14 protein-coding genes and 1 tRNA gene are annotated in these 14,220 nt (G+C 67.6%); 5 read left to right on the top strand and 10 right to left on the bottom strand.

Annotation, left to right across the window (positions count from 1 at the left end; all coding sequences use genetic code 11):
- Positions 1–6: 6 nt before the first annotated feature.
- On the bottom strand, positions 7–573 hold the full coding sequence (locus F4Y45_11005) for a DUF3347 domain-containing protein (protein ID MXY25036.1): 567 nt from the start codon (positions 571–573) through the stop codon (positions 7–9).
- Positions 574–608: 35 nt separating this feature from the next.
- On the opposite strand from F4Y45_11005, the gene F4Y45_11010 reads away from it, so the two are divergent.
- Both F4Y45_11010 and F4Y45_11015 read left to right on the top strand, forming a co-directional pair.
- The gene (locus tag F4Y45_11010; protein MXY25037.1) at positions 609–1,523 is read left to right on the top strand and encodes a VWA domain-containing protein; all 915 of its coding nucleotides are present in this window, start codon (positions 609–611) and stop codon (positions 1,521–1,523) included.
- Positions 1,520–2,092 (top strand): bifunctional (p)ppGpp synthetase/guanosine-3',5'-bis(diphosphate) 3'-pyrophosphohydrolase, encoded by a 573-nt coding sequence (locus F4Y45_11015; GenBank protein MXY25038.1) that lies wholly within the window; start codon positions 1,520–1,522, stop codon positions 2,090–2,092. Before F4Y45_11010 ends, F4Y45_11015 begins: the two co-directional genes overlap by 4 nt.
- Here F4Y45_11015 and F4Y45_11020 read toward each other — a convergent pair.
- Complete coding sequence (locus F4Y45_11020) at positions 2,061–2,336, bottom strand: hypothetical protein (protein MXY25039.1); 276 nt, start codon at positions 2,334–2,336, stop codon at positions 2,061–2,063. The genes F4Y45_11015 and F4Y45_11020 overlap by 32 nt on opposite strands.
- A gap of 20 nt (positions 2,337–2,356) precedes the next feature.
- The gene (feoB, locus tag F4Y45_11025) at positions 2,357–4,885 is read right to left on the bottom strand and encodes a ferrous iron transport protein B (protein MXY25040.1); all 2,529 of its coding nucleotides are present in this window, start codon (positions 4,883–4,885) and stop codon (positions 2,357–2,359) included.
- On the opposite strand from feoB, the gene F4Y45_11030 reads away from it, so the two are divergent.
- Positions 4,880–6,238, top strand: coding sequence for a tetratricopeptide repeat protein (locus tag F4Y45_11030; protein MXY25041.1), 1,359 nt, complete (start codon positions 4,880–4,882; stop codon positions 6,236–6,238). The two genes, feoB and F4Y45_11030, sit on opposite strands and share 6 nt — an antisense overlap.
- A gap of 94 nt (positions 6,239–6,332) precedes the next feature.
- Here the strand turns inward: F4Y45_11030 and F4Y45_11035 are convergent.
- Both F4Y45_11035 and F4Y45_11040 read right to left on the bottom strand, forming a co-directional pair.
- A tRNA-Glu gene (locus F4Y45_11035) sits at positions 6,333–6,407 on the bottom strand.
- 36 nt (positions 6,408–6,443) lie between these two features.
- On the bottom strand, positions 6,444–6,851 hold the full coding sequence (locus F4Y45_11040; protein MXY25042.1) for a tetratricopeptide repeat protein: 408 nt from the start codon (positions 6,849–6,851) through the stop codon (positions 6,444–6,446).
- Positions 6,852–7,168: 317 nt separating this feature from the next.
- On the opposite strand from F4Y45_11040, the gene F4Y45_11045 reads away from it, so the two are divergent.
- Positions 7,169–8,386: a beta-lactamase family protein gene (locus F4Y45_11045; GenBank protein ID MXY25043.1), complete on the top strand. Its 1,218-nt coding sequence runs from the start codon at positions 7,169–7,171 to the stop codon at positions 8,384–8,386.
- Positions 8,387–8,405: 19 nt separating this feature from the next.
- Here the strand turns inward: F4Y45_11045 and F4Y45_11050 are convergent, their stop codons facing one another.
- The 5 genes from F4Y45_11050 to F4Y45_11070 all read right to left on the bottom strand — a co-directional run bounded on the left by F4Y45_11050 (position 8,406) and on the right by F4Y45_11070 (position 13,182).
- A complete protein-coding gene (locus tag F4Y45_11050) occupies positions 8,406–8,822 on the bottom strand; it encodes a DUF420 domain-containing protein (GenBank protein MXY25044.1) in 417 nt (138 codons plus the stop codon).
- 69 nt (positions 8,823–8,891) lie between these two features.
- A complete protein-coding gene (gene cyoE / locus F4Y45_11055) occupies positions 8,892–9,836 on the bottom strand; it encodes a protoheme IX farnesyltransferase (protein ID MXY25045.1) in 945 nt (314 codons plus the stop codon).
- Positions 9,788–10,798 carry a heme A synthase gene (locus tag F4Y45_11060; GenBank protein ID MXY25046.1) on the bottom strand — a complete coding sequence of 337 codons (1,011 nt, stop codon included), beginning with the start codon at positions 10,796–10,798 and terminating at the stop codon, positions 9,788–9,790. Before F4Y45_11060 ends, cyoE begins: the two co-directional genes overlap by 49 nt.
- Before the next feature lie 25 nt (positions 10,799–10,823).
- Positions 10,824–11,603, bottom strand: coding sequence for a hypothetical protein (locus tag F4Y45_11065; GenBank protein ID MXY25047.1), 780 nt, complete (start codon positions 11,601–11,603; stop codon positions 10,824–10,826).
- A 97-nt stretch (positions 11,604–11,700) separates the two neighbouring features.
- Positions 11,701–13,182 (bottom strand): M23 family metallopeptidase, encoded by a 1,482-nt coding sequence (locus tag F4Y45_11070; GenBank protein MXY25048.1) that lies wholly within the window; start codon positions 13,180–13,182, stop codon positions 11,701–11,703.
- Between F4Y45_11070 and F4Y45_11075 the strand changes: the two genes are divergently transcribed.
- On the top strand, positions 13,177–14,169 hold the full coding sequence (locus tag F4Y45_11075; GenBank protein MXY25049.1) for a tetratricopeptide repeat protein: 993 nt from the start codon (positions 13,177–13,179) through the stop codon (positions 14,167–14,169). The genes F4Y45_11070 and F4Y45_11075 overlap by 6 nt on opposite strands.
- Positions 14,170–14,220 lie beyond the last annotated feature (51 nt).

Genomic DNA, 14,220 nt, shown 5'->3' on the forward strand with positions numbered 1-14,220 from the left:
GCGCCGTCACCGGCTGCCCACCTCCACGAAGGAGCCGCAAGTGAGCATCTGGGACCCGTAGAAGGGGTTGCGAAGCTCGGACCCCGCCTGCACCCACGACTTGTCCACCATCGGGCAGTAGGCAATCCGCAGCTCGCCGAAACCTACCTCCTCGCCGTAGGCAATCAGCGCGTCGCTCAACGGACCGAAGGCCGCGCGGGCAGTCTCGATGTCGCTCGCGCCAGCCAGCGCCCGCGCGGTGGCGGCAATCATCCTGGCGGGTGCGCCCATGCCCTCCGCCTCGGCCGCCATCGTGCTGGCGGCATCGTTGACACCGTCCATCGAATCGTTGGCGAGGGCCAACTGGATGTGCAGGTACGGCGCCGCCAGTCCCTCCGCAACGGCAGCCGACGCGGGCTGCGCCGCGAACAGAACCAATACCACGGCAGAAACCGCGAACGCCGCTCCCCGACGAGAGATTCTCACGTGCCTTGCCATTGTCTTCATCCTCCCGGGGCGCCCCCGCCGACCCTGCCAGTTCCCTAACCGTACTACCGACCGGCCGTCATTGACAATCAGCCACACCTGCCACATTGCCCTCTGGGAATGGCGGAGTTAGAGTGTCTTACATGAACGGTCGACAGCGCCTCGTGCCGTCGCTCGCCCTCCTGCTTCTCGCCTCCGTGGCGATTGTCGCCGCCCAGCAGCAGCCGATGTTCCGGAGCGGCACCCAACTGGTCGACCTTTACGTCACGGTCACCGACCGGGACGGGCGGCTGGTTCCCAATCTGACGCGCGAGGACTTCGCGATCTTCGACGACGAGGAACCCACCGAGATCGTGCTGTTCGAAAACTCTGTCCGGCCGATCACAGTGGTGGTAATGCTCGACACGAGCGCCAGCATGGACCTGAACCGCGACCGGTTGATGGCCGGCGCCGAGCAGTTCCTGCTGCGTCTGCTGCCGGCCGACCGCGCGCGGGTCGGCGCGTTCAACGACAAGCTGGAGATCAACCCGCCCCAGTTCATTGGCGACCGTGACGCGCTGATTGCCGAGCTTCCCGACCTGGGCTTCGGCAATTCCACGAGGGTGTACGACGCGGCCTATGTTTCACTGGACGCGCTGACCGGCGTGGACGGCCGCCGCGTCATCCTTCTCTTCAGTGACGGCGACGACACCGACAGCGACGTGGGCGCCGGCAACGTGGTCGACCGGGCAGTGGCCGAGGAAGTGATGATTTACTCGATCGGCTTCGAGAGCAACTACTTCAACGGCATCCGCTACGTCACGACACGGCCGGACCGCAACCTGCGCCGGTTCGCCGAGGAAACCGGCGGCGGCTACTTCGAGCTCACCGAGGCGGCCGACCTGGGCCCCACCTTCACGCGCGTGGCGCGCGAGCTGCACAGCCAGTACGTCCTGGGTTTCACGCCCCGCACCGACGGACAGCTTCACGATATCAGGGTGCTGCTGACGCAACGGGGCCTGACGGCGCGGGCGCGGCGCAGCTACCTCGCTCCCAGCAGCAACGCGGTCGGCCAGTGACCTGGTCCCCCCGCATCGAGCTGGCGATCAACACAGCGATCGAAGCCCACGGCCTGCGCCGGCGCAAGGCGAAGCGCGGTTACCAGACCGGGCACGTCCTGTCGGTCGCACTGATCACCGCCGACTTCGGCTTCGACGAGGACACCGTCATCGCCGCGATGCTCCACGACACGCTGGAAGACACGGACCTCGATCCTGACGTCATCCGTTCGAACTTCGGACAGCTCGTCCTCGGGATGGTCCGTGACGTCTCGGAGCCGCAGAAGGCGGCCCCCTGGCAGGAGCGGAAGGAGACCTACATAGAGCAGCTCCGGTCGACGCCAAGGTTCGGCTCGCTCGCCGTCGCGTCGGCCGACAAGATCCACAACCTGACGACGATGACGATGGAACTCGAGCGGCAGGGACCGGTCTTCATCGAGGCCTTCAACACAAACCTGGAAGGGATGCTCTGGTACCAGCACACCGTGCTGGCGACCGTGACGGCACGGTGGTCACATCCCATCCTGGACGCGCACCGCAACCGCCTCGACGCCTTCGTCAGTGCAGTGACCCGCGCACCGTCGGCGTGACGGGCGCGCCGCCGGGAGATGGCGTGTCGCTTCCCGGCCCGATCGCTGTCGCTACATTCGTAGCCGGATCCGGCTCCTCGCAGTCGCTGGCGCAGCCGTGGCACCCGGCAGCGGCGCCGCTACTGGGTCGGGCGGCGCCGAACATGCCGCGGAGGTGGCGGTAGAGCGACACGACGGCCGCGGCGACAATCACCGCCGCCACGCCTTCCTGCCAGCCCGCGGGCCCGCCGAACAGCCATTCCATCGGCGCTTGCCTCCCTGGCGTCAGACACCCCAGCCTAACAGAGAACCCACCTGGTAGACGACGAGCGACGCGACGTAGGCCAGCACCGACATGTACGCGAACATGAAGATTGGCCAGCCCCAGGAACCGGACTCGCGCCGCACGACGCCGATCGTGCTCATGCACTGGCACGCCAGGACGAAGAAGACCATCAGCGATATTCCGGCGAGCGGCGTCATCAGCGTACTGCCGTCGGGATGCCGCGCCTCCTGCAGCGACGTCCGGAGCGACACGCTTTCCTCATCCGCCTCGGCGATGCCGAAGACGATTCCGAGGGTGGAAACGAACACCTCGCGAGCGGCGAAGGCGCCCAGAATGCCCACTCCGATTCGCCAGTCGAAACCGAGCGGCTCAATGGTGGGCTCCATCAGGCGGCCTACCCGGCCAGCCACGCTGTAGCGGAGTTGCTCGCCCGCTTCCTGGCCGTCAAGTGCCGCCATCTGCTCGGCCTGCGCGTCCGCATCGGCCACCGACGCCGCCACCGCAACGCGTTCCGCCTCGTAACGCTGCGCGATCTCCGCGCTCCGGGGGTACGAGAGCAGCGCCCACAGGATGATCGTCATCGTCAGAATGATCGTGCCGGCATCGATCAGGAACTTGCGGAGCCCGCGCCATGTCGCCAGAAAGACATTGCGCCAGACCGGCATGCGATACGGGGGCAGTTCCAGCACCAGCGGCAGGCGTGGGCCGTGCAGGACCGTCCGGCGCAGCACGGCGGCGGCGCCGAGAGTCGCCACCACCGAGACCGCGTACATCGAAAACAGCACGACGGCGCCCGTGCTGAACAGTCCGAACACCCGCCCGCTGCCCGCAAAGACCACCGCGGTCACCAGTGCGAAGACGGGCAGCCGCGCGCTGCACGAGATCATCGGCAAGGTCAGCATCGTGATCAATCGGTCGCGCCGGCTCTCGATGGTGCGGGTCGCCATTACCCCCGGAATGGCGCAGGCAAAGCCCGACAGCATCGGAACGAACGCTTTCCCGTGCAGACCGACCCGGCCCATCAGCCGGTCGATGAGAAAGGCGACGCGCGCGAGATAGCCGGCATCTTCGAGGACGGCGATAAATAACCCGATCATCGCGATCTGAGGGACGAACACGACGACATTGCCAACGCCGGCAATCACGCCATTGACCATCAGGTCCTGCAGGGCGCCCGCCGGCAACACGCCGGTTACGCCGTTCTGCAGCCAGACGGTTACCGTCTCGATCACGCCGATGAACGGCTCGGACCACGTGAACAGCGCCTCGAAGAGCAACGCCATCACGACGGCGAACACGCCCAGGCCCCAAAGCCGGTGGGTGAGGACCGAATCAATCCGCTCGGTCCAGACAACGCTGGGCGCGGCAGCCGGCCGCACGCGCCGCACGTCCGCCACCACCTGCTCGATCCAGCCGTAGCGGGCGGCGATCAGGCCGCGGCCCAACTCCAGTTGCGCGTCCGCCGCCTGCTGACGCACCGTATCGACCGTCCGGCGTACCCCGTCCGGCAAACCTTCGACGTCATCCTCGTCGGCCGAATGCGACAGGAGTGACCAGACGGCCCAGGAACGTCGCGCGGCGGGGGTCCGAACGAACCCCGAGCCATCGAGCGACTGTTCCACTTCGCTGACGGCACTCTCGACGGCCGGCGGAAAATCGGACCAGGCCACCTCCGGGCGGGCCGCCAGACCGACGGCGCGCGCGATTGCGGCTCGCAGGTCGTCGAGCCCCTCGCCCGTCGTGGCGACCATCGGCACCACTTCCACACCGAGCCAGTCACCCAGCTTCGACGCGTCCACGTCCACGCCCGCCGCCCGCGCCTCGTCCACCATATTGAGCGCTACGACCACCGGGACACCGGTCTCGACGATCTGCATCACGAGATACAGGCCACGCTCCAGTGCGGTGGCATCCACGACCACAACGACCGCGTCCGGGTCGTCGCCGCGGCGGCCAAGCACCTCGTCGACCGCCACCTGCTCGTCCGGCGAGTAGGTGCTGAGGCTGTAGGTGCCCGGGAGATCGACCACCTCCACGCGCGGGCCGTCCGGCAGGTCGATTTCACGCGATGCACGCGCCACCGTCACGCCGGGGTAGTTGCCTACCCTGGCGCGGGCGCCGGTCAGCCGGTTGAAGATCGTGGTCTTGCCCGAGTTGGCGTTACCCGCGACCAGGACGCGCGGCACGCGCCCGCCGATTGTCGCGGCGCGCGCTGGATGCGCGGCAAAGGGAATGGCGCTGCCGTGGGAGTGACCGTCGCCGTCGGTTGCGCCCGGGGGATCCGCATGCCCGTCGGGCACCAGCGTTACGCCGGCGGCGTCGGCGGATCGGAGACTCAGCAGGTAGCCGCGCAACCGGATCTCGAGTGGATCCCCAAGCGGCGCCCGGCGCACCATCTCGATCGGCGTCCCCGGCAGCAGCCCCATTTCCATGAGACGGCAGCCGACACGCTGCTCGCAGCCGACGCGGTGGACTACCGCCGACTGGCCGATGGGTAACTCATCGAGCGTACGAAGCCCCTGATGCACCTGAGCGTGCGCCTCCCAGATCAGACTGGATCTCAGCAGGCAGAGTCTATCTCAGGTTCGAGGCGAGCGTTGCGGACGCGACGGGTCGCTTATCATCAGCAGTCCATGTCCCGCTGTCCCCCGCACAGGCGCTTGGCCGTCGTGCTTGCCGTCGCCCTCGCCACCCTGGCCTCCTGGGCAGAAGCCAACCCGCGGAACGCACCCGCCACAGCCAGTGCGGAGGACTACGACACGACGCTGGCAACCGGCTTCGAGCTGGTCTACAACCTGGATTTCGACGAGGCAATCAACACATTTCAGCGGGCCGTCGCCGAACGGCCGGACCACCCGGCCCCGTACCGCGCCGTGGCGGTGGCGGCATGGCTGCGGATACTGTTCGAGCGAGGAACGTCGTTACTCGACAGTTATCTTGCGGGATCGATGTACGGCCCCTCCGGTGAGTTCGACGATCCTCCGGAGGAACTTGCCCGGACCTTCGAGCAGCACGCTGCCCACGCGATCCGGCTGGCGGAGGCAGCGGTCAGGGAGGATCCGCGCGATCCCGACGCCCACTACGAACTGGGTGTCGCGGTGGCGCTCGACGCGTCATACCGCGCCTCAATCCTGCGGGAACCGTTCCAGGCGTTGCGGTCCGCCCGCCGCGCCTACCTGGCGCACGACCGGGTCCTGGAGCTGGACCCCGGGTACCACGACGCCAAGATGCTGGTCGGCCTCTACCGCTACATCGTCTCCGTCCTCCCGCGCCCCCTCCGGTGGATGGCGTACCTCGTCGGTTTCGACGGCGGGAAACCAGAGGCGATCCGGATACTGGCGGACGCGGCCAGACGGTCGACCCAGGTGCGGACCGAGGCGCAGTTTGCGCTGGCGATGATCTACAACCGGGAGCGGGAGTTCCGCCGCGCTCATGGGGTCCTGAACAACCTGCGGCGAAGCTTCCCCCGAAACCGGCTGTTATGGATCGAAACCGGTTCCACCTGGCTCCGCGACGGCCGGCCGGCGCTCGCCGAACTGATCCTGTCCCACGGCTTCCGGCGTCTGGAGCGCGACCATCGAGACCGGATGATGGGCGAGGACGCCATCTGGCGATTGAAGCGGGGTACCGCGCTCGTCGGGCTGGGCGAAGGCGACCTGGCGCGGCCCGATCTCGTCCTCGCCGCGCGCGACGGCGCCGCCAGTTGGGTTCGAGGCCGTGCCCACCTGGAGCTCGGAAAAGTCCACGACCTTGCCGGCGATCACCAGAGCGCGCGGGGCCACTATGTCCGCGGCGGACAGATCTGCACTCAGGCGGGCGACCGGGGATGCGCGCGCTGGGCGGACTGGTACCGCGAGTACCCGTACAGGGGACCCCGCTAGCGCGCCGTGCCCGGCGCGTTGGAAGTTCCGCTGGCGCAAGCGCCTAGCAGCCCGTGGTTAAGCTCGTACAGACGACCCGACGGATGAGATTGAATGGTAGCGGTACGGGGATTCGAACCCCGGTCCCGTGGCTGAGAACCACGTATCCTAACCCCTAGACGATACCGCCACAGGCCGTCGAGAACGGAAGAATTCTACCAACTCTCTAGCGGTCGCCGCCACTCGACAGCAACGCGTCGATCGCCGCCTGCGCCTCCGGGCTGACCGGGTCGTCGGCCGCGATGGCACGGTACGCCGCAAGCGCGCTGTCGACATCCTGCTTCGCTTCGTAGGCGTGACCAATCTGCAGATGCAGGGCGGTCAGGCCGGGTACGCTCGCAAGCACGGCCTGGTACGCCTCGATTGCAGCGTCGAAATCGCCGTTCTCGAAGTGGGCATCGGCGGCATCGAGCGCCGCCTCCAACTCGTCACCGCGCAGGTTGGCGAGTACGCCGGTGGAAGGCGCGGGCGGATGAAACGGATCCACCTCCATCACGAAACCGACCCGGGCGTTGCCGCTGGCGCTGATGTTGGCGAACCCCTGCACCGGCTCGTAGCCGCGACGACGGACCATGAAGAGCCACCGCCCGGACTCCAGGCCGACGAACGAGAAACGCCCCGAGTCGTTCGTCACCCCCGCAACATTGCGTTGCGTGCGCGGGTTCTCTCCGACCACCTCCGCGCCGACGATCGGCTCGCCCGCTATATCCCGCACGGTTCCGGTTATGAAGCCGGGCTGCGCCTCGGCAGGTGGAGCAAGCACCACCAGAAACGAACCAGCGACCAATAACGCCGACGTGACGACAGCTACTCTCGACATACGGTGCCCCTCAGGCTGATAGCACGGATCAGCCAGTATACACTCGGAAACGGCCACCCGGAACCCCAGCGATGCCCCTGATCCACCCATGCCTTCGGACCGCCGCGGCAACGGCCACGTTCCTCGCGGCCGGCCTGATCTCCAGCGTGGCGACCGGGCAGCCGGAACGCTCCATCACTGTCGACAGCGCTCGTCTGGCGCGGATCGGCACGGTCGTTCAAGAAGCGATTCAGGCCGGCGATCTCCCCGGCGCCGTCGTGCTGGTGAGCCATCGCGGCCGGACCATCTACCGGGAAGCCATCGGACTGCGTTCAATCCGCCCGGAACGTGAGGCGATGACCGCCGAAACGCTATTCGACGTGGCGTCGCTCACCAAGGTCGTGGCGACCGCCCCGAGCGTAATGGCGCTTGTCGAGGATGGCGCACTGCGCCTGCGTGACCCCGTCGCGCTCCACCTGCCTGGCTTCGAGCGCCATGGCAAGGAAGCAATCACGATCGAGCAGTTGCTGACGCATGTCTCGGGACTCCGGCCGGACTTGCCGCTCGACGAGGAGTTCGAGGGAACCGGCGAGGCGCTGCGGCGAATCCTCGACGAACAACTCCAGTCCCCCCCCGGGGAGCGCTTCATCTACAGCGACCTCAACTTCATTCTGCTGGGCGCCATCGTGGAACGCGTGAGCGGGCAAACGCTGGACGCCTTTGCCGGGGAACGGCTGTTCGACCCGATCGGCATGCGGGAGACCATGTTCCAGCCGCCGGCGGACGCCGCCGCCCGGACCGCGCCAACCGAGGCATGCACGCCGCTCGGATGGCCCTGCGGCGGTCCCGACGGGGTCATGCTGCGCGGCACGGTCCACGATCCGACGGCGCGCCGGATGGGCGGCGTGGCCGGGCACGCCGGGCTGTTCTCGACGGCGGACGACCTCGCCCGGTTCGGCGCCATGCTGCTCGCACGCGGCCGAACGGCGGACGGAACCCGCGCCGTGCTCTCACCGCTGACCGTCGACCGGATGGCCGCTCCGTCGACGCCCCCGGCACTGTCGATCCGGCGCGGCCTGGGCTGGGATCTCGATTCACCCTACTCGTCGGCGCGCGGCGATCTCTTCCCGGCGACGCGATCGTACGGCCATACCGGGTTCACCGGGACGTCGATCTGGATCGACCCGGAGACCGAGACGGTGGTCGTGTTCCTGTCGAATCGGGTCCATCCGGACGGTGGGGGAAGCGTCGTGGCGCTACGGGGACGGGTCGCGACCCTCGCAGCCGCCGCGGTCAGCACGGTGCGCTAGCAGCCCGGCCGGCGCCCGACTACATCTGGTAGAGCATCCAGTACACGACTACGCCGCTGATCGAGACGTAGATCCAGATCGGCAGCGTCCAGCGTGCGATCGCCACGTGCCGGTCGAACCGTTCGCGCAGCGCGTGCATCACGGCGAGCGTGACGAGCGGGACAATCACGACCGCCAGCACCGCATGGGTGATCAGGACCGTGAAGTAGACGAGCCGTATGGGACCCTCGCGCGTAAACGGCACGGAGCCCACTTCCAGGTGATAGATGACGTACGAAACCAGGAAGATGATCGACACGGAAACCGCGCCCAGCATGCAGGCGCGGTGGCGACCGACGTGGCCGGCGCGGATCGAGAGGTATCCGGCCGACAGCAGGATGCCGGACGTCGCGTTCAGAGTAGCGTTCAGGTGAGGGAGCCAGGTTACGTCCAGCATGGCGTCACCACGAGTTGTCCCACGAATCGTCCCGCGACGTCGGACCGGGTTCTCCCGACCCGCGGGCCATCACATCATGCGTGCGACGAGCATTGCGCTCCATAGCACGGGCAGATAGACGAGCGACCCGACGAACAGCGCGCGGGCGCGCCATTCGGTCCGCCGGTGGAGGAAAAGGGCCGCCAACAACACGAAGAAACACCCAAGCGGCGCCGCTACCGCCAGGTAACCCGTTCCCGCGAGGCCGACGAACACCGGCGCCAGACTTACCGGCACGAGCGCCGTCGCGTAGCCGAGAGCATGTCGGGCCGTCCGCCCTCCGTCCGGGTCGCGGGCCGCCAGGAGCGGGAGGCCGGCGCGGTCGTAGTCGTCACGGTAGAGCCAGCACAGCGCGTGAAAATGCGGCAGCTGCCAGAAGAAGACAATCCCGAACAGCACCAGCGCCTCCACGCCGAGCGTGCCGCGCGCCGCGGCCCACCCGATCACCGGCGGAAGCGCACCCGGCACGGCGCCGATCACCGTCGCCCAGGCGGTTCGGCGCTTGAGGGGTGTGTAGATCCAGACGTAGCTCAGCAGCGTCGCCAGCGCGACCGTCGCGGCAAGCGGATGCACCCACAACGCCAGGTCGAGCAGACCTACCCCACCGAGCAGAACACCGAACAGACGAGCCTCCAACGGCGTGACGTGACTCGCCGGCAGCGGACGCTGCCGGGTCCGTGCCATGCACCCATCAATGTCCCGCTCATCCACCTGATTCAGCGCGGCGGCGCTCCCCGCCACCAGCGCCGTCCCTGCCAACAGGTGGAGCGTCGCCACGAGATCGAGCGGACCCGCCATCCCCAGCCAGTAGCCGACGCCGGCCGACGCAACCACCAGCGAGTTGAGGCGCGGCTTTGCCAGCGCAAGAAAATGGACCGCGCGATGAGGCGCGGCAACAAGAGCCAGCGCGCCGGCGCGCAACGCGCTCACGCGGGAGACTCCGATCCGGCTCGCAGCCTCCCGGCCGCGATCGATGACCCCGCGAGGCGATCGTCAGCCGCGTCCGTGAACCATCCGCGATGGACCCGCAAGGCCAGGACGACTGACGTTACGAGGAGCAGGGCGCCAACCGAAACGTGCGCCGTGTTGATCGCCACCTGCCGGCTGCTCCACACCGTCCATCCACCCAGACCCACCTGTACGACGACCAGCGCGCAGAGCAGCATCGACGGCCGCGCGAGCTCTGCCCGCGTCCCGTGGTGGTGCAGCGCATGCGCGGCGGTCGCGAAGACGAGCGCGGTCGTCAGCACCGCCCCGACGCGGTGTGCGTAGTGGATGGCGATCGCGCTGGTCCACTCCGGCGGAACGAGGCCTCCGAACACGAGCGGAAAATCAGGAATAGCCAGTCCCGCACCGGTATGCCGCATCGTGGCTCCGACCAGGATCTGCAAGTAGATGACAGCCGGCAGCAAGACGGCCAGCCGTGCGAGGATCGGGTCGGCGCCGGACGGCGCATCCGGTCCGTCTGCCGCGCCGGCCCGACCGCGGTAGCGGTCATGCCAACCGGGCGACGTGAAGATGGCCAGGCTGACGATGAGCGTGAAGAAGAGCTGCGCCAGTCCGGCGTGACTAATCGAGATCGGCGCCGGCAGGAAATAGAGGACGGTAATCCCTCCCAGTATCCCCTGCACGACCACCGCCGCGAGCGCAATCCAGCCGAGTCGGCGCACCCACCGGCGCGGCTCGACCCGCGCGAGCCAGATCGCCAGACCGATGGTCAGCATGCCGACAACGCTCGCGATCAACCGGTGGCCATGCTCGTAGAAGATCCCTCCCACCATGCCGGAGAGAGGGAACGCGAACATGAAGTAGCCGTACGTGTTCGGCCAGTCCGGCACGGCAAGGCCGGAACCGGTGCTCGTGACCAGACCTCCGGCCGTTATCAGCAGGAGCGACGCCACGGCCAGGAGCCGGGTGTAGCGATGCAGCCAGCGCACCTCGCGCCCCCGCCGCCCGCCGCAATCAGCCGGCGCTGAAGCTGAACGACAGCTCCGCGGTGGCGCCGTCGCCGACGGTGATGCTCTGCGTCTGCGCGCCGAGCATCTCGTGCCACGCCTCGACCACGTAGTCGCCGGCCGGCAGGTTCGAGATGTCGAAGCCGCCGTCCGAGCCGGTGGTGGCGAAGTACGGATGCGGAAGCACGCCAACGTAGGCGTTCATCCAGCCATGGACGTCGCACTTGAACGGCACCATCACCTCGGCCTCATCGAACGTGCGGTCCATGGTCATCCCCTGGATCGGCTGGCCGGTATTGAACTCGGGGTTGGCAGCCGGCGTGGCATGGATGTTGTGCAGCGTCGGGTCGGAGTTCTGGATTGTCACCGTCTGGCCCACCTGCACGCCGAAAACGTGCGGCGTGTAGCGGCAGCCCTGCTGATCGAGGAGCATCGGCTCGCTCGGCGTCGGATACGTCCCGGAGATGCCTTCCTTCACGTAAACGAAGACATTGCCGAAACCGCCACCGTCGCCGACGACGTAGTAGTCGGTTTCGGTGTCGGTCGCCTCCATGACGCAGACCGGGTCGGAGTTCATCCGGATGGTCTCGGCTGGTGGCGGAGTGCCGTCGAAAGTGACGGTGCCGGTGATGCGGCTGGTGCCGGTGGCGCCGGCCGCCATGCTGGCGGCGCCCCCCCCCGCTTCCGGAATCACCGAAACGGGCGGTACATCGGAACGGCGGCTGCACGCGACTGCCGTCGCGATCGCCGCGATTAGGACGACGGTCCAGATTGTTCGCTGTCGCATCAAACTTCTCTCCTGCACGGTGTGAACTGAAACGGGAACGGCCACAGTGACGGTTGCGGACCGCGACACACGTCTATCCCGGTAATTATAACCGGGATCACCGACCGCCCGCCGAGCGCAGCTTGCGCATGATCCGATCTTCCATCCACTGCGGATCCCACCACTCCATGGGCGTCACCGGCTGGCCCTGGAGCAGCATGGCGAAGTGGAGATGATCGCCCCCCGCGAGGCCGGTCTGACCGCTCAGCCCAATCGTCTCGCCTAGTGCCACCGTGGCGCCGACAGCGACATCGATGGACGAAAGGTGCGCGTAGAGCGACTGCAGCCCGAGACCGTGATCGATGACGACGCAGTTGCCGAAGATGCCGAGGTAGTCGGCGAAGATGACGGTGCCGGCGTTGGCGGCGGAAACGGGCGCATTCGCGGTCGAGGCGAGATCGAAACCGAGATGCACCTGTTGATCCACCTCGTCGCCTCCGTAGAGGTACGTGCGGTGATCCGCAAAGCCGGATTCCACCTGCGTGTTGGCAAGCTGGCGGAACGGACCGTCCCAGAGACGCTGCGGGGCGGTTTGTGCCGCAAGAGCGGAGACCGTCTCGCGGTTCTGCCGGCGGAGCTCACGGTTGATGAACAGGTAGAGGTCAAGCAGATCGGATACGTCCGTCCCGCCATCCACATCCTCGTCGGCCAACTGCGGGGCCTCGGCCGCGATGGCGGGGACGACGCTACGCAGGAAGGCGTCCCCCACCGGCAGGCGCGCGCGCCGGAACTGGCGTTCGAAGATACGGTGGTCGAACGGCGCGGACGCCTCGTTGCCCGCCGGGTCGCGTCCCCATAGTGCGACCGGCGTGGCGAGATCCTGATCGTGCAACAGGGCGAAGAACGCGACGCGCAGATCATCCGGGCCGTCGACGCCGGCGGCGGAGAGCGGATAACCCGGGTACTCCCGCTCACCCACCCGGACGCCGGAATCGGCATCGTCCGGCGTGACGCGGTAAACGACCAGCTCCGAGCCGCCGTGATTGATGTAGTGGAAGGTCGACACGGGCGAGAGCCGCGGAGGATCGAAGCGCACGGTAACGTCGATGGCCACCTCGCTGCTTCGCTCGCGCAGGCCGAACAGCACGGGGCGCGTAGCGGTAACGACAACGCGGGCGGGTCCGGGCGAGAGTCCCGGATGAGTCTCCCGATCGAACGTCCGGCTTATGCGAAGGCGCGCTTCGGTTTCCTGACTCACCGCGGCCTGCGCCGCCGCGGACTCCGAGCCGTTCAGCGCGAAGAGCGCGTGGACGGCTCCATTCTGTTCGATGTATGCGTCAAGCGCGGTGAACTCGGCCCCGGGCGCCTCCGCGGTAGCGACGAACGACGCCGTTCTGCCGACGTACGTCTCGGGCTGCTCTATCGCCAGCGCCGGACCCTCGGCCTGTCCCGCCGAGACCCAGGCCGCCACCGCTCCGGCCATTGCGAGCGTCACCAGGAGGCCGATTCCCACCCTGAGCATCCGCCAATGATACCGCCCGGTTCGGATATACTCACAGGTTGATGGCCCCAGAGGCGGGCCCAGGAGTTTGCCATGCATCTGCACTCACGCCATGCAGTCTGTTCCGCCGTCGCGGCGCTGTTCGTGCTTGCCGCCGCGGCCACTGCCGACGCGCAACGGGGACGCGTCGGCGGCACGGTGACCGACCAGGACGGTAATCCGCTGGCCGGCGTCACCATCACGGCAACCAACCCCGAAGCGAATCCCCCCGAGTTCGTGACGAACACCGAGGACGACGGCCGTTACGCCGTTCTCGGCCTCGCAAGCGGCCAATGGACCTTCCGGGCCGACTGCGATGTCGAGTGCGGGACGGCAAACGGGCAACCGCGGGGTTTCACCCCCAGCGAGGGGCCGGCGACGGTGTCGCAGGCGAGAACGCCGCCCATCAACTTCACGCTGAACCGCATCCTTCATCCGCTCGAACAGGCCCTCGGCGCGGAGGCGGTCGCGGGGATCGATCTGGACGCCATCGAAGCAGCCCAGGACGCGGCGGACGCCGCTCTGAACTCCGGCGACTACGCCACGGCGATCAGTGGGTACGAGGAGATTCTCGCTCAGCTCCCGCAGTTGACCCAGTTATACATCAACATCGGCAACGCCCATGCCGTGCAGAACAATCACGACGAGGCCGTCGCGGCGTTCGATCGGGCACTCGAGGACGATCCGGGCAACCGGGACATCCAGGTGGCGCGCGCCCGCACGAAGATGGTGGCCGGCACCGCGACCCCCGAGGAGCTGCAGCTTCTGGAAGACCAGGCCTCCAGCCTCGATGCGTCGCGCGAGGACCTCTACAACCAGGGGGAGCAGGCGTTTGCCCGCGGGGCGACCGAAGAAGCAAAGGACTGGTACGACAAGGCGATTTCCGTCGACGGAAACTGGGAGAAGCCGCTCTTCAAGCGCGCCTTGGTGGCGCTGAACCAGGGCGACATCGAGGCCGCGAAGGAGTACTTCCAGCGCGTCGTGGACGTTGCCCCCAATTCCGAGGAAGGCGCCCAGGCGCAGGCCACGCTCTCCGCTCTTCCATAGCAGTCAGCAGTCCCCTCCTGTCGAAGCTCCGTGCACCAGATCCGATCGGTC

It is taken from the genome of Acidobacteriota bacterium (assembly GCA_009838525.1).
Taxonomy (GTDB): Bacteria; Acidobacteriota; Vicinamibacteria; order Vicinamibacterales; family UBA8438; genus VXRJ01.

What these genes read in the sequence shown, in the direction of transcription:
- F4Y45_11065 (MXY25047.1), bottom strand. Translation starts at nt 11,603, where the DNA reads ATGCGACAGCGAACAATCTGGACCGTCGTCCTAATCGCGGCGATCGCG.
- F4Y45_11045 (MXY25043.1), top strand. Translation starts at nt 7,169, where the DNA reads ATGCCCCTGATCCACCCATGCCTTCGGACCGCCGCGGCAACGGCCACG.
- F4Y45_11040 (MXY25042.1), bottom strand. Translation starts at nt 6,851, where the DNA reads ATGGTCCGTCGTCGCGGCTACGAGCCGGTGCAGGGGTTCGCCAACATC.
- F4Y45_11070 (MXY25048.1), bottom strand. Translation starts at nt 13,182, where the DNA reads ATGCATGGCAAACTCCTGGGCCCGCCTCTGGGGCCATCAACCTGTGAG.
- F4Y45_11005 (MXY25036.1), bottom strand. Translation starts at nt 573, where the DNA reads ATGTGGCAGGTGTGGCTGATTGTCAATGACGGCCGGTCGGTAGTACGG.
- F4Y45_11020 (MXY25039.1), bottom strand. Translation starts at nt 2,336, where the DNA reads ATGGAATGGCTGTTCGGCGGGCCCGCGGGCTGGCAGGAAGGCGTGGCG.
- F4Y45_11050 (MXY25044.1), bottom strand. Translation starts at nt 8,822, where the DNA reads ATGCTGGACGTAACCTGGCTCCCTCACCTGAACGCTACTCTGAACGCG.
- F4Y45_11075 (MXY25049.1), top strand. Translation starts at nt 13,177, where the DNA reads ATGCATCTGCACTCACGCCATGCAGTCTGTTCCGCCGTCGCGGCGCTG.
- F4Y45_11030 (MXY25041.1), top strand. Translation starts at nt 4,880, where the DNA reads ATGCACCTGAGCGTGCGCCTCCCAGATCAGACTGGATCTCAGCAGGCA.
- F4Y45_11010 (MXY25037.1), top strand. Translation starts at nt 609, where the DNA reads ATGAACGGTCGACAGCGCCTCGTGCCGTCGCTCGCCCTCCTGCTTCTC.